Genomic DNA, 14,005 nt, shown 5'->3' with positions numbered 1-14,005 from the left:
TTCCGCCAGCGTGTTCGACAGCATGTTAAGGAGTCTCCGTGGAGCCCTACGACGTCCTGGCGGGGCTGGATCCCGAGCAGCGTGACGTGGCGGAAGCCGTCCGGGGACCGGTCTGCGTGCTCGCGGGAGCGGGGACGGGCAAGACGCGCGCCATCACCCATCGCATCGCGCACGCCGTACGCAGCGGAGTGGTAGATGCACAGGGCGTGTTGGCTGTGACGTTCACCACACGTGCCGCCGGGGAGCTCAGGCAGCGGCTGCGCCAGCTCGGCACGCCCGGGGTGCAGGCCCGCACCTTCCACGCCGCCGCGCTGCGTCAGCTCACCTACTTCTGGCCGCGCGTCATCGGCGGGGATCCGCCCAGGGTGATCGAGTCGAAGATGCCCCTGCTGATCGACGCCTGCCGTTCCATCCGCAAGAACCCCGACCGGTCCGAGCTGCGGGACATCGCCGCCGAGATCGAGTGGGCCAAGGTCACCCAGATCGCCCCGGAGGATTACGCCGACGCCGCGAAGAAGGCCGGCCGGACCCCGCCGGTCGCGCCCGAAGAGGTCTTCCGGCTCTACGACGCCTACGAGACGCTCCGCCGCGACCGGCACCTGGTCGACTTCGAGACCATCCTGGAGCTCACCTCCGCGGTGATGACCGAGCATCGCGAGGTGGCCGCCCAGATCCGCGAGCAGTACCGCTACTTCGTGGTGGACGAATACCAGGACGTCAACCCGCTGCAGAAACTGCTGCTCGACACCTGGCTCGGCGGTCGCGACGACCTGTGCGTGGTCGGTGACCCCAACCAGACGATCTACTCCTTCACCGGCGCGACCCCCCGTTACCTGACGGGCTTCTCGGTCGAGCATCCCAACGCCACCGTGATCAAGCTGGTTCGCGACTACCGGTCCACCCCCCAGGTCGTCTCCCTGGCGAACCGGGTGCTGGAGAAGGCGCGGACCCCGCACAAACTCTCTCTGATCGCCCAGCGTCCGGACGGTCCGGAGCCCGTCTTCGCCGAATACGACGACGAGGTCGCCGAGGCCGAGGGCGTGGCACGGGCGGTGAAGAAACTCGCCGACGGCGGTGTGCCGACCCGGGAGATCGCCGTGCTGTTCCGGGTCAACGCCCAGTCCGAGGCGTACGAGCAGGCTCTCGGCAAGGCCGGAGTCCCCTACGTGCTGCGCGGCGCCGACCGGTTCTTCGAGCGTCCGGAGGTCCGCCAGGCGGTCGTGCTGCTGCGCGGCGCCGCCCGCTCGGTCGAGCCCGACGACACGCTGGTCACGACCGTTCACCACATCCTCGCCGGCATCGGCCTCACCCCCGTGGTCCCCGGCGGCGGCAAGGCCCGCGAGAAGTGGGAGTCGCTCAAGGCGCTGGCCGATCTCGCCGAGGACCTCGCCGCGGAGGGCGCGGACCTGCCCGCCTTCGTGACCGAGTTGGAGCGTCGGGCCAGCGAGCAGCACGCGCCGCCGGTCGAGGGCGTGACGCTGGCCTCGCTGCACGCCGCCAAGGGCCTGGAGTGGGACGCGGTCTTCCTCGTCGGGGTCACCGACGGCATGCTGCCGATCATCTATGCCGAGACGCCCGAGCAGATCGAGGAGGAGCGCCGTCTCCTCTACGTCGGCGTCACCCGTGCGCGTGCCCATCTGGGGCTGTCGTGGGCGCTGGCACGCTCACCGGGCGGGCGTCGTTCTCGGCGCCCCTCCCGCTTTCTCGACGGCCTCACGGGCCGTTCCGGGGCGCAGAGCCGTACGCCCGAGTCCGCCCCCAAGGAACGGCGCGCGGTCGCCGCGCCGGTGAGCTGCCGGATCTGCGCCCGAACCCTGACCTCGGCCGCCGCGCAGAAGCTCGGCAGGTGCCCCACCTGCCCGGTCGACTACGACGAGGCCCTGCTGGAGGCGCTCAAGTCCTGGCGTACGGGCGTCGGGAAGAAGGACAAGATCCCGCAGTGGGCGGTCTTCACCGATGTCACCCTCCAGGCCATCGCCGAACGGGCGCCCGCCTCCGAACAGGACCTGCTGGCGATCGCCGGTATAGGACGCGTCAAACTGGACCGTTACGGTGAAGCGGTGCTCGATCTGTGCCGCACGGCCGCAAACCAGACGGAGGACGCGTGAACGAGGCGCTCAAAGAGTTGCTGGACCTGCTCGACCTGGAGCAGATCGAGCTCGACATCTTCAGGGGCCGCAGCCCTGAGGAGCGCATCCAGCGCGTGTTCGGCGGTCAGGTGGCGGCCCAGGCGCTGTTCGCCGCCGGCCGGACGGTGCCGAAGGATCGCTACGTCCACTCGCTGCACGCCTACTTCATCCGGCCCGGCGATCCGGCGATCCCGATCGTCTACAACGTCGAACGGGTCCGCGACGGCCGTTCCTTCACCACACGACGGGTGGTGGGCATCCAGCACGGTAAGGCGATATTCACCATGTCGGCCTCCTTCCACATCGTGGAGACCAGCGTGGAGCACCAGGCCGTGGTGATGCCCGACGTGGTCGCGCCCGAGAGCCTGCCCCTGTTCCAGGACCGGATGCGGGAGGTCATGGGGGATGAGTCGCCGCTGCGGGAGTGGCTGGCCAAGCCGCGCCCGGTGGACGCCCGCTACGTGACCCCCCTCACCTGGGAGGCCCACCGAGACCCCGCGCTGCGCACTTCCAAGACCGACGTGTGGTTCCGCTACGACGCCGAGCTGCCCGACGACCCGCTGCTGCACGTGGTGCTCGCCGCCTACGCCTCGGATTTCACCCTGGTCGACACCGTGCTGCTGACCCACGGCCTGGCATGGGGAGCCTCCAACATCTCCGGCGCCTCGCTGGACCACGCGATGTGGTTCCATCGCCCCTTCCGCGTGGACGAGTGGATGCTGTACGCCCAGGAGTCACCGTGGTCGGGTGGGGCGCGCGGCCTGGCCAAGGGTGAGATGTTCACCCGCTCGGGAGAGCTCGCGGTGTCGGTGGTGCAGGAAGCGATGATCCGCGTGAGCTAGTGATAAAACTGCAGGTAGAAAATATGTTGCCCGTCCCCGCGAGCGGGGTTTAGGGTCATGTCAAGCAAGTCGGGCACCGAGTGCCCGGCCATCAACGAATGGAGGTGAGTCCGCTGTGAAGAGCAATCTGATGTCGTCCCGGTTCGGGCTCACTTCCGCGCGACGTAGCACGGTCCTGCACCGCGGCAGCCAGGTCATCCTCACGGTTGGCGCGGCGGCTCAGCTTCAGCAGGACCAGTCTGTCCAGATCCTGGTTCAGGCCGCCAACGGGTTCGCTCCGGTCGCCTTCCCGGCGATGAGAGTCCCGGCTACCCCCGCCCCTGTGGGCGGCAGCTATGCAGCAACGACCAAGCACATCGGAAACGGTGGACTGCGTGGTCCGCAACCCTGGAGGCACCCTCCGGTCATAACCTGACCGAGAGAGAAAAAGCCTTCAGGCCGCGGATCCGCACCAGGATCCGCGGCCTTCTTGTTTGTCCGCGTCATTCCTGACCCCCACCCACGAGGTAACCAAAGATCAACACCTAACTGAGAGGTGAAGCAGATGGGGGCCCAGACGGTCATGGACCTGATCGACGAAGCCACAATCCCCTGTCGTACCGACCCCGACCTGTGGTTCGCAGAGTCTCCGGAGGACGTGGAGTTCGCCAAGGCGCTCTGCGGAGGCTGCCCGATCCGCGAGGCCTGCCTGGCCCGCGCGCTCGAGCGCGAGGAGCCATGGGGTGTCTGGGGCGGCGAGCTCGTCCTGCGAGGCGCGGTCGTTCCGCGGAAGCGCCCGCGTGGGCGTCCTCGCAAGTCGCCGGTCGCCGCCTGATCACGTAAGAACCCGCACGTTCCCGAAAGGACGATTTCCGATGACCTTCCACACCGCTTGGAGCCTGGACATGCACTCTATGGATCAAGAACTGGTCAAAGACCGAATACGGACCCTCCACCGCGAAGCGGAGGAGCATCGCCGTGCGGCCGGTGTCCAGCGCCTCCAGCGCGCTCAGCGTGATGTGGAACGCGCGTCCGCGCGCGTCCGCAGCGCACTCCTGCGCCTGGTCTGATCTCCGGAGACCGGTTCTCCGGAGACCGGCGCTCTGAAGATCGCTAAAAAGTAAAAAAGGGGTGGCCCGTTCGAACGGGCCACCCCTGACGCGTTTCTGTCGGGGCCGTCTCATTCACCGGATCCGCATTCACCGGATCCGCATTCGCCGGATCCGCGTCGCTCACGACGCGAATCCCGCTCCGGGGTGACCGGCCGGCCCGGGTCGGCTCGCGACGGCCGTGTTCAGGTCACGACGGGCGTGATCGGTTCACAGCAGCCGGTTCACGGCGGCCACGGTCGGTTCACGGCGGCCATGGTCGGTTCGCGGCTGCCGCGGTCAGCTCACGACAGCCGTGGGCTCTCCGGAATCCTCGTCGGCGTCGGCGAATCCGGGGACCCAGCGGATGACCTCCTGGCGGAAGCGGGCGGTGGCGCCGAGCTGGCAGAGCACGCCGATCCCCGCCGCGTGCACCCGGTGGATGAGGACGTAGGACGAGGGCAGGTTGAGCTGTCGCACGACGTTTCCGGGCCTCAGGTCGGTGACCGTGGCCGCCTGGTCCTGCAGCCATTCCCTGCTGAACGTGAACTCCTCCACCGCGGTCGGTTCGACGTAGGGGGCGAGGAATGCCCGCAGGGCCTCGGGGTCCACCTCGATGTGCGGGCGGATGAAACCCTCGTCGCGCAGGCCCTGCATCACGGTCGCCATGTCGCCGTTGTTGAAGATGCGGGTCAGCTTCCCGAAGAGCGGGGGGTAGCCGTCGGGCATCCGGTTGACCGCGCCGAAGTCGAGCACGCACATCCGCCCGTCCTCGACGATCCGGAAATTGCCCGGATGCGGGTCCGCGTGGAGCATGCCCACCCTTGCCGGAGAGGAGAACACGAACCGGACGAGCTGGAGTCCGGCGCGGTCACGCTCCTCCTGGGTGCCGTCGGTGATGGTCCGTGACAGCGGGGTGCCGTCCACCCACTCGGAGACGAGCACCTGCTCGTTGGCGGCGATGACGTCCGGGATCAGGAAGTCGGGGTCGTCCTTGAACTCCAGGGCGAAGGCGTGCTGGGCCTCGGCCTCCCGCAGGTAGTCGAGCTCCTCCACCACCCGCTCGCGCAGCTCGCTGAGGACGGACTTGATGTCGAGCCCCGGCAATAGCACCCCGAAGAGCTTGCCGAGCCTGGCCAGCTGGGTGAAGTCGGAGAGCAGGGCCTTGCCGGCTCCTGGATATTGGATCTTGACCGCGACCGTCCGGCCGTCGTGCCAGACGGCCTTGTGCACCTGGCCGATCGAGGCGGCGGCGGTCGGTCTGTCCTCGAACGACTGGAAGTTTTCCCGCCAGTCGTCTCCCAGTTGCTCGACGAGGACCTTGTGCACGGTCTTGGCGGGGAGCGGCGGGGCCGCGTCCTGGAGTTTGGTCAGGGTCGCGCGGTAGGGACCGACGACCTCCGGGGGCAGCGCGGCCTCGAAGATGGACAGCGCCTGGCCGAGCTTCATCGCCCCGCCCTTGAGCTCCCCCAGAACCTTGAAGATCTGCTCGGCGGTGCGTTCCTGGATTTCCTGGGCGACGATCTCGGCGGACTTCCCGCCGATCCGTTTTCCGAACCCTAGAGCGGTGCGACCGGCGAACCCGATCGGGAGAGCCGCCAGCTTGGCGGAGCGCGCAACAGCGCGGCGCGGAAGGTCACTCACCTTGGTTTGCGGCGTGTCCCCCGTACAGCGAGACGCCGCTCCCTCCCTTCGCTGTGGTGTCTGTCAGCGGCATGGAGCCGACGCGACCATTGTTAGCGAACCCAACTCGTTTCGGAAGCAACGACATTGAGGATGAACACTCCAGGATCGCCTCTTCCATCTCCAATCGGGCATGACATCCATTGTGCCGTTGGTCACAGCGACCTCCCTGCCATCGATCAGAGCAAGTGCATGACCTGCTGCGGCCGCGGCGACCAGCGTCGACAGCACTGTGCCACATGCGATCTCGCCCGCGGGGAAGCCCCCCAGACGGGCGCTGACGATCGGCCAGCCGGGGTCGCGGTCTCGTCGGGTCAAATCTAGGCACTGCAGACATGTGCTTCGACCGGGTAACACCAGCGGGCCGACCGACCCATAGCCCTCGAAGGCGGTCACCAGCAGATGCGGGATCTCCCAGGCGAGAAGCTCCCTGATCAGCAGGCCGTCCAGCGGCACCACCGGCGCGAGCACCGCCAGGTCGGGCCGCCTGGCCCCGTCGGCCAGCTGGGCCGCGCCGTCGCCGGTCCACGCGGTGAGGCCGGGCGCCAGGCTCCTGGCCACCGCGACAGCGCCGTCCTGCCTGCTCATCCCCACCTCCGTCCAGCCGAGGCCGCCGGGGACGACATCCCGGTTGCGGGCCGTCCCGGGATCGACGACGCAGATCCGGCCGACCCCCGAGGCGGCGAGCAGGGCGACGATCTGGGCGCCCACCCGGCCGGCGCCGTACACGCGCACCTGGGCATCGCGCCTGCGCTCCAGCGCGGCGAGCCCGCCGTCGGTCGTGCCGGGGGAGAGCGAGAGCCCGTCCAGGTCGGGCTGGAGCCGGTCGCGCTCGGCCATCGTGAGCGTGCGCAGCGGGCCGGGACCCACCCCGGCGTCGTCGACCACGCCCCGGCTGACCAGCAGATCGAGCAGGGTCCGGCCGCGATCCTCCCCGATCCCCGCGTCGGCCGCGCCCACCAGCACCTCGGCGAGATCCCGTACGCCGTCCAGGCTCTCGACCCACCGGCGGACCTCGGGCTCGAGATCGGTCAGCACCACCGCGTGCCGGGGGTGCAGGCCGAACTGCAGGGTGCGTTCGTCGCGCGTGATCCGGCGCAGCGCGGGCTTGAGACGTGGCCTCATCAGGGTGCCTTCCTCCAGGGGGGCGGCCAGAGTGCCACGTCCCGGTAAGATCCCAAACGCCTTTTCCCTCGCCTGTGGATAACTCCGCCTGTGGATAACTCTCCGCGCGTTACGCTCCGCCATGAACGAGCTCTTGGCATTACGCTCCCGCCATGAACGAGCTCTTGCTTGACCGGCGGGACGACGGCGTCGTCCTGCTCACCCTCAACCACCCCGACCGGCGCAACGCGATGACCGATGGGATGACCGGCGAGTGGCGGCGGACCATTGCCGATCTGGCCGCGGACAGGGACGTCCGCTGCGTGGTGGTCACCGGCGCGGGCAACGCGTTCTGCTCGGGGGGAGATCTTTCCTGGCTCGCGGAGCGCGGCGCCGAGAGCGTGCCCGCCCTGCGTGACCGGATGCTGGGCTTCTACCGGACCTGGCTGGCGATCGCCGACCTGGAGGTGCCGACCATCGCCGCCGTCAACGGCGCCGCCGTGGGGGCGGGGCTCTGCCTCGCCCTCGCCTGCGACCTGGTCTACGCGGCCGAGGACGCCAAGCTGCTCGCCCCTTTCACCTCCCTCGGACTACACCCCGGCATGGCGGCCACCTACCTGCTGCCCAGGGTCGCGGGAGTGGGGGTGGCCAGGGAGATGTTGCTGACCGGCAGGACGATGCAGGGTGCGGAGGGGGCACGGGCGGGGCTGGTCACCAGGGCGTTTCCCCGCGAGTCCCTGATGGCAGAGGTCATGGAGATCGCATCGGCGGTCGCCGCCAACGGGCCGATCGCCACCCGGCTCACCAAGGTCGCCCTCGCCGGGGGCGGTCACGCGGATCTCGACGCCGCGTTGCGCTGGGAATCCCTTGCCCAACCGGTCACCATGGCCTCGGACGACATGCTTGAGGGGCTGTCAGCCCAGAGAGAACGGCGGGTCCCGCGATTCGGCAACTCATGAGACAGGCGATATCCAGGTTAATTAGATAGGTCGTCCTCATGACTGACAGGCATAGCTGAACAATCAACGAACGGGGATTGACCAGCGGGAACGCGTTCTACCCTCTGGTGTGAATTCGTCATTCTCGGCTACCGTTCATATGTGCCCCCCGAGACAGTCGAGGTCCGCCGAAGTTCTCGTCGCCGGCGGACGGTCTCTGCATACCGCGACGGCGAGAAAACGATCGTGCTCCTACCTGCCGGGCTGAGCAGCACCGATGAAGAGCAATGGGTGCGCCGGATGCTCGACCGGTTAGCGGCCAAGGAGCAACGAAGACGGCCCTCGGACGATGATCTACTCGACCGGGCGGCCGAGTTGTCGGCGCGCTACCTCGACGGCAGAGCGAATCCGTCGAGCGTGCGCTGGGTGGAGAACCAGCAGCACCGCTGGGGCTCGTGCACCCCTGATCACGGCACCATCAGGATCTCCACGCGGCTACGGGGCATGCCGTCGTGGGTGGTCGACTATGTGATCATGCACGAGCTCGTCCACCTGCTGGTGCCGAGCCATGGTCCGCAGTTCTGGGCGTTGGTGGAACACTATCCCAAGGCCGAGCGGGCACGAGGGTTCCTCGAGGGATTCTCCACGGCGGCCAGCGGTTCTGCGGAGGAATATTGACGGAAGATCGATTGGTGGCGGTTCTTGTCACACCCTCGATCGCGAGGGCGGCCCCCCCGGGGGTCGACGCCACCGAGTTCCTGATGGCCCTGGCCGAGGACACCTACGAGCTCGTCGCCGGGCTCGACTTCGTCTCACCGGTCCTGGTGACGAGCGTGCCGGGAATGGAGGAGATCGTCTGGCCCGGCACCCCGGTCGTCGAGATTCCCGACCTGTCGGGGAGCGCCCTGGTCGAGGCGGCCTTCACGGCCCTGCCGTACGGCAGGCAGGCGGTCCTGCTGAGCGGCGACGCGCCCGATCTGCCCCCGCTGCTCATCGGCAAGCTCTTCCGCGAGCTCGGCCGGGCCCAGATCGCCGTCTGCCCGGCGGCGGAGGGCGGCGCGGTGGCGATAGCGGCCCACCTGCCCTATCCCGGCTGGGCGAGCGCGGACTTCGACGATCTCGACCCGATCAAGACGCTCCGCGCCTCGGCACCCGGCAGCCGGATGGTCGCCAGAGGGCCGGGCTGGCACCGCCTGCGCGCGCCCGACGACGTCCGCCTGCTGGACCCCGGCCTGGAGGGCTGGGACAACACCCGGGCATTGCTGTCGAGGTGACCCAAGGGCTGGACGGCACCTGAAGTGGCGTGAGAGCCGGAACGAGAAGCCGGACGCTGCTGTCGAGGCGACTCGGCTTGGACGACGGCCTGGCGTGACGTGAGGGTTGGACGGCACCTGAAGTGACGCGAGGGCCGCAAAGGCGGCCGGAGCCGATGATCGAGACGGCACCCGGACCCGGGGGCTGGGACGACGCCCGGATGTGGCGCGAGGGCTGGGACAACAACCGGATCGCCCTCGCGGGGCCGTACCAGGTCGTGAGGAGACGACGTGGGGCCGCGTGGGCCGTGTCAGGGCGAGGGCAGGCGCAGGTCGGCGAAGACGGCGCGGTGGTCGGTGCCCGGGACGGTGTGGACGCTGACCGCGTTCACGTTCACCCGCTGGTCCACGACGACGTGGTCGATGGTGATGAGGGGTGGAAAGCTCCTGTTGGCGGGCCAGGTGGGGGTGAGCCCCTGCCCGGCCCTGTCGGCCGCGTCCGCGTAGCCCCGGCTCAGGAAGCGCCGCATGACCGCGTGGTCGAGGCTGGCGTTGAAGTCACCCGCCAGGATGCGGATCGTGTCGGGGGAGGCGGAGGGAAAGGCGTTTATGGCCTCCGTCCACTCGTACACCTGGCTGCCCAGCGGCGGACGGGGATGTACGGCGACGATCTCGATCGGCCCGGTGCCGGGGAGGGCCATCGTGGCGGCGGGCATGTTGTGCCCGATCACCTTGAACAGGTCCTCCAGCGGAGTCAGCGGATACCTGGCGTACAGACCGGTGCCGCCGGCGTTCCACTCGGCCTCCAGCGTCCGGTACGGCAGGAGGGCCTTCAGCCCGGCCCCGTCCAGCTCCTCGACCATCCCCGGGGTCAGCTCCTGAATGCTCAGCACGTCCGGCCGCAGACGCCGGACCAGGTCCATCACGACCTCGGGCTCGGCTCCGCCGAAAAACGTGTTGAGGGTCAGCACCCGCAGCGGAGTCCCGGCCGCGCTCCCCGTGGAGCCGACGGCGCGGGGGAGCACGCTGAAACCGAGTGCCGCGGTGGTGATCAGCGCGATCGTGACGGCCGCGCGGTTGCGGGTCAGCGCGGCGATGAGCACGGGCACGAGCGAACCCGCCGCCGCGTACGGTGTGGCGGTCATGAGCTGGGTGGTCAGCGATCCGCGCTCCAGCCCGGTTCCCCTGGCCAGCGCCCAGGCGGCGAAGGGGGTGATCGCGGCCCAGGCGAGAGCCTTGGAGATCCGCAGACGTCGGCGCACCGGCGTCACGATCACACCTCCCACGCCGCTGTCGGCCATGACGTCCACGCTCACGTTGTCCTGATTCGCTCGTATAGCTTGATCAAAACGAAGGTGCCCGGAGAAACGAAGGTATCCGGAGATACGTGAGACGAGCATAAAACGGTCCAACGCCGTTTACGGGTATCCGGCCATGTCCACCAACGGCCAGTCGCGTCCAGCGAATCGACCTAAGCGGCGTATGTCATGACTTTTCATGACCATGGCTTTTCCCCGAGCGGAGCCTTTCCGGATCATGAATTTCCGGATCAAGGTTTTTCTGGGACGGGGTTTCCAGCTTCGGGATCAAGGGCTTTCCGGACAGGGTCTTCGCGTGGCGCGCGTCTCGGCCTACGTGACGCGCGTCGGTGCTCCTCGGGGGCACCGCCGGCGGGTCAGGGCCTTGCCGGACTCCCCGCGGGCCAGAGCACCGTCGGGCTCCCGGCAGGCCAGGGTCCTTCAGGGCTCTCAGCGCCCCTCCGGTTACCGAGCGTGTTCCTCGGCACGCATGATCTCCCGAGCGCGGCGCGCCAGGCGGCGGGTCGCCTCGTCGGAGAGCTCGGGAATCTCCTCCACCGGGAACCAGCGCAGATCGAGTGACTCGTCGCTGATCACGGCCTCGACGTCCGCCGGGGCGACCGCGCCGTACTCCACGTCCAGGTGGTGGCTGTGCGGTGGGTGACACCAGACCCGATGCCGGTCGAGGGCCAGAGGGCCGGGCAGCAGCCGCAGGCCGGGGATGCCGGACTCCTCGGTGGCCTCCCTCAGCGCCGCCGCCTCGATCGAGACGTCGTCGCGCTCGATGTGGCCGCCCATGGGCAGCCACATCCCGGCCTTGGGATGCAGCGTGAGCAGCACCCGCTCACCGTCGTGAGAGAGCACCGCGGTCGTGGCCGTCAGATGACCGGGAACACACTCGCGCCACATCGCGTCCTCGTGGGCGTCCACGTGCTCGAGAAACTCCTTGCGCAGGAGCTCCTCCTCGGCGGTCGGCGCGGTCCATCCCGCGAGCACGCTCCGTGCGTCGGCACGCAGGCTCACGCGCCGTCGCCCTTGCCGCCACCACTCTTGCCGTCGCCGTCCTCGCCGCTTTCGTCGTGCTCGGTGCCCTCGCCGGAAGGATCCTGCCGGGGAGCGTCCAGGAACGACAGGTCGAGCTCGGGCTCGCCCCGGACGAAGCCCTCGGGGTTGTCGAGGTCGTCGGCGGTGGGCATGAGGTCGGGGTGGCCCCAGACCGCGTCACGGCCGTCCACACCCCGGTCCGCCTCCAGCGCCTGCCACAGAGCGGCGGCCTCGCGCAGGCGGCGGGGGCGCAGTTCGAGGCCGACGAGTGTGGCGAAGGTCTGCTCGGCGGGGCCACCGGTCGCCCTGCGGCGCCGTACGGTCTCCGAGAGCGCGGCCGAAGAAGGAAGCTTGCCCTCGGCGGCGCCGTCCACGACCGTGCCGACCCAGCCCTCGACCAGGGCGAGCATGGTCTCCAGCCGGGACAGGGCGGCCTTCTGGCGCTCGGTCTCCTCGGGTTTGAGCAGGTTGCCGCCGCTCAGCGCCTGCTGGAGCTGCTCGGGGTTGTTGATGTCGAGTCCGCGGAGCTGCTCTTCCAGGGCGGACGCGTCGACCGTGATGCCCCTGGCGTACTCCTCCACGGCGCCGAGCAGATGCGTGCGCAGCCACGGCACGTGCTGGAAAAGCCGGTGATGGGCGGCCTCGCGCAGGGCGAGATACAGGCGGATCTCCTCGGCGGGAGTCTCCAGCCCCTGGCTGAACGCCGCGATGCCGCCCGGCAGCAGGGCGGCGTTGTCCGACAGGGGCAGGCCGATGTCGGTGGAGCCGACCACTTCGCGGGCGAGGGAGCCGATGGCCTGGCCGATCTGCTGGCCGACCATCATGCCGCCCATCTGTTTCATCATGCCCATCAGCGGCCCGGCCATGGCCTGGGCCTCGGCGGGCAGACCCGCGGCGCCGAGCGTGCCGCTCATGGTCTCGACCATGCGGGCGGCGATGGGGTCGCAGAGTTTCTGCCAGACGGGAACGGTCTTCTCGATCCATTCGGACCTGCTCCACGCCTGGGGGTTACTCACCCCGCTCGGCAGTGCGGTGGCCTCGTTGAGCCACAGGTCGGCGAGATTCAGGGCGTCGACGATCTGGCGCCGCTCGCCTTCCATGACACTCGGGTCGCCCTCGGCGACCACGACGTGCCGTGCGATGTTCTTCGCCATGTCCCAGTTGACGGGACCTGAGCTCGGTGGGGCGGAGAGCATGTCCGCGAACTGCCGCATGGCCGCTGCGATCTGCTCCGGGTTGCCGAACATGGCGAACGGATTTTCGTTGGGGTCGTTTTCCCGACCTGGCAAGTCAGTCACCGCTCTACCTCGTGCAGGATGGAGGAGTCCACATCCGCCACGTTATCCGTCGCATGGCGGGTCAGTGCAAAGTGAGGACCTGGTGCCTACCTCGAAACGCTCCCGGCCCCCGGTCGTCGCCGTCACCGGCGCGGCCTCGGGTATCGGCCGTGCCTTCGTCGCGAAAGTCGCCTCGTCTGCGGATTTCCGCAGAGTCGTGGCCATCGACAAGCAGCGCGGCGACGTGCCCGACGTCACGTGGCGGGTGCTCGACGTCCGAGATCCGCTCTTGGCGAACCGGATCTCCGACATTGATGTGCTCGTCCATTTGTCCGCCGACTACGCGCTCGACGCCGACCCCGCGGAGCGGCGCGCCTACAACCTGCGCGCGGCTCAGACGGTGCTCACCGCCAGCGCCGCCGCCCGGGTGCGCCGCGTCGTGCTGGTCACCAGTGCCATGGTGTACGGCGCGGTCCCCGACAACCCCGTCCCCCTGCCGGAGGACTCCGCGGTGGCCGCCGAACCCGATACCGGAGTGGTCGGTGACCACCTGGAGATCGAGGCGCTGGCCCGGCGGTCGCTGCGCAGTCATCCGGGTCTCGACGTGACCGTGGTCCGGCCCGCCGCCGTGGTCGGCCCCGGGGTGGACAGCGTGGTCACCCGGCATTTCGAGGCGCCCAGGCTGCTCACCGTCAAGGGCTGTGATCCCCGCTGGCAGTTCTGCCATGTGGACGATCTGGTCTCAGCCCTGGAGATGGCCGCGCTCGGCACGGTCTCCGGAGTGGTGGCCGTGGGAGGTGAGGGCTGGCTGGAGCAGGAGCAGGTCGAGGAGATCTCCGGGCTGAAACGGCTGGAGCTGCCCGCCGGACTGACCTTCGGCACCGCCCAGCGCCTGCACCGGCTGGGCATCACCCCGGCACCGGCCGCCGACCTGCACTACGTCGTCTACCCGTGGGTGGTCGACTGTGCGGCGTTGCGCACGGCTGGATGGAAACCGCTGTGGACCAACGAGGCCTCGTTCGAGCAGCTCCTGGAGCTGCGCGAGGGCCGGCACGCGGTCGTCGGCCGCCGTCTGTCCGGCAAGGACGCCACGATCACCGCCGCCGCCGGCGCCACCGTCGCCGTCCTCGGTACCGCGGCGATCGTCCACGCCGCCCGCAAGAAGCGCCGCCCGTAGGAGGCGCTGTCCGCGTAGGAGGCGCCGTCCGCAGAGGGTGCTGTCCGTAGGGGGCGTCACCGTCGAAGGCGCCGTCCGTAAGGCGCCTCGCCGGGGGGCGCCTTCTGCGGGAGCACCGTGTGCGGGGCCACCAAGAGTGCCGCGGGTGAATTCTTTTCCAAGTTTTTAAATACGGCTCGCGCCCCGGGGGTTT

The 14,005-nt window shown here is 69.2% G+C and carries 13 protein-coding genes; 8 read left to right on the top strand and 5 right to left on the bottom strand.

Annotated features, from left to right (window positions below; genetic code table 11):
• Positions 1 to 38: 38 nt before the first annotated feature.
• The 4 genes from DKM19_RS40460 (at position 39) to DKM19_RS40440 (ending at position 4,020) form a co-directional block, all read left to right on the top strand.
• Complete coding sequence (locus DKM19_RS40460; RefSeq protein WP_110703423.1) at positions 39 to 2,108, top strand: ATP-dependent DNA helicase UvrD2; 2,070 nt, start codon at positions 39 to 41, stop codon at positions 2,106 to 2,108.
• Positions 2,105 to 2,971: an acyl-CoA thioesterase II gene (locus DKM19_RS40455; protein WP_110703420.1), complete on the top strand. Its 867-nt coding sequence runs from the start codon at positions 2,105 to 2,107 to the stop codon at positions 2,969 to 2,971. Before DKM19_RS40460 ends, DKM19_RS40455 begins: the two co-directional genes overlap by 4 nt.
• Before the next feature lie 544 nt (positions 2,972 to 3,515).
• Positions 3,516 to 3,785: a WhiB family transcriptional regulator gene (locus DKM19_RS40445; RefSeq protein ID WP_089212182.1), complete on the top strand. Its 270-nt coding sequence runs from the start codon at positions 3,516 to 3,518 to the stop codon at positions 3,783 to 3,785.
• Between the two features lie 40 nt (positions 3,786 to 3,825).
• Complete coding sequence (locus tag DKM19_RS40440; RefSeq protein WP_110703414.1) at positions 3,826 to 4,020, top strand: hypothetical protein; 195 nt, start codon at positions 3,826 to 3,828, stop codon at positions 4,018 to 4,020.
• Between the two features lie 318 nt (positions 4,021 to 4,338).
• Here DKM19_RS40440 and DKM19_RS40435 read toward each other — a convergent pair whose 3' ends face one another.
• Together DKM19_RS40435 and DKM19_RS40430 are read right to left on the bottom strand one after the other, a co-directional pair.
• Complete coding sequence (locus tag DKM19_RS40435) at positions 4,339 to 5,682, bottom strand: AarF/ABC1/UbiB kinase family protein (RefSeq protein ID WP_110703411.1); 1,344 nt, start codon at positions 5,680 to 5,682, stop codon at positions 4,339 to 4,341.
• A gap of 63 nt (positions 5,683 to 5,745) precedes the next feature.
• A complete protein-coding gene (locus DKM19_RS40430) occupies positions 5,746 to 6,846 on the bottom strand; it encodes a ThiF family adenylyltransferase (RefSeq protein ID WP_110703408.1) in 1,101 nt (366 codons plus the stop codon).
• Between the two features lie 152 nt (positions 6,847 to 6,998).
• Between DKM19_RS40430 and DKM19_RS40425 the strand changes: the two genes are divergently transcribed.
• From DKM19_RS40425 to DKM19_RS40415, 3 genes are all read left to right on the top strand, one after another.
• Entirely contained in the window at positions 6,999 to 7,784 is a 786-nt protein-coding gene (locus DKM19_RS40425) for an enoyl-CoA hydratase/isomerase family protein (RefSeq protein ID WP_110703405.1), read from the top strand.
• Positions 7,785 to 7,925: 141 nt separating this feature from the next.
• On the top strand, positions 7,926 to 8,441 hold the full coding sequence (locus DKM19_RS40420) for a M48 family metallopeptidase (protein ID WP_089212150.1): 516 nt from the start codon (positions 7,926 to 7,928) through the stop codon (positions 8,439 to 8,441).
• A 14-nt stretch (positions 8,442 to 8,455) separates the two neighbouring features.
• A complete protein-coding gene (locus tag DKM19_RS40415; protein WP_239513853.1) occupies positions 8,456 to 9,037 on the top strand; it encodes a hypothetical protein in 582 nt (193 codons plus the stop codon).
• Positions 9,038 to 9,327: 290 nt separating this feature from the next.
• Here DKM19_RS40415 and DKM19_RS40410 read toward each other — a convergent pair whose 3' ends face one another.
• The 3 genes from DKM19_RS40410 to DKM19_RS40400 form a co-directional block, all read right to left on the bottom strand.
• A complete protein-coding gene (locus tag DKM19_RS40410; protein ID WP_204358445.1) occupies positions 9,328 to 10,332 on the bottom strand; it encodes an endonuclease/exonuclease/phosphatase family protein in 1,005 nt (334 codons plus the stop codon).
• Between the two features lie 447 nt (positions 10,333 to 10,779).
• The gene (locus DKM19_RS40405) at positions 10,780 to 11,337 is read right to left on the bottom strand and encodes an NUDIX hydrolase (protein WP_110703399.1); all 558 of its coding nucleotides are present in this window, start codon (positions 11,335 to 11,337) and stop codon (positions 10,780 to 10,782) included.
• Positions 11,334 to 12,656 (bottom strand): zinc-dependent metalloprotease, encoded by a 1,323-nt coding sequence (locus DKM19_RS40400; protein ID WP_110703396.1) that lies wholly within the window; start codon positions 12,654 to 12,656, stop codon positions 11,334 to 11,336. The genes DKM19_RS40405 and DKM19_RS40400 overlap by 4 nt, the downstream gene beginning before the upstream one ends.
• 79 nt (positions 12,657 to 12,735) lie before the next feature.
• On the opposite strand from DKM19_RS40400, the gene DKM19_RS40395 reads away from it, so the two are divergent.
• Positions 12,736 to 13,812 carry an NAD-dependent epimerase/dehydratase family protein gene (locus DKM19_RS40395; protein WP_110706333.1) on the top strand — a complete coding sequence of 359 codons (1,077 nt, stop codon included), beginning with the start codon at positions 12,736 to 12,738 and terminating at the stop codon, positions 13,810 to 13,812.
• Positions 13,813 to 14,005 lie beyond the last annotated feature (193 nt).

This window comes from Streptosporangium sp. 'caverna', assembly GCF_003203775.1.
Classification (GTDB): domain Bacteria; phylum Actinomycetota; class Actinomycetes; order Streptosporangiales; family Streptosporangiaceae; genus Streptosporangium; species Streptosporangium subroseum.
The sequence above is the reverse complement of the archived record's forward strand: the minus strand, read 5'-3'. Positions and strand labels throughout refer to the sequence as shown.

Bases quoted from the DNA above. Each gene is read 5' to 3' on its own strand.
- DKM19_RS40445 (WP_089212182.1), top strand. From the start codon at position 3,516: ATGGGGGCCCAGACGGTCATGGACCTGATCGACGAAGCCACAATCCCC.
- DKM19_RS40440 (WP_110703414.1), top strand. From the start codon at position 3,826: ATGACCTTCCACACCGCTTGGAGCCTGGACATGCACTCTATGGATCAA.
- DKM19_RS40430 (WP_110703408.1), bottom strand. From the start codon at position 6,846: ATGAGGCCACGTCTCAAGCCCGCGCTGCGCCGGATCACGCGCGACGAA.
- DKM19_RS40425 (WP_110703405.1), top strand. From the start codon at position 6,999: ATGAACGAGCTCTTGCTTGACCGGCGGGACGACGGCGTCGTCCTGCTC.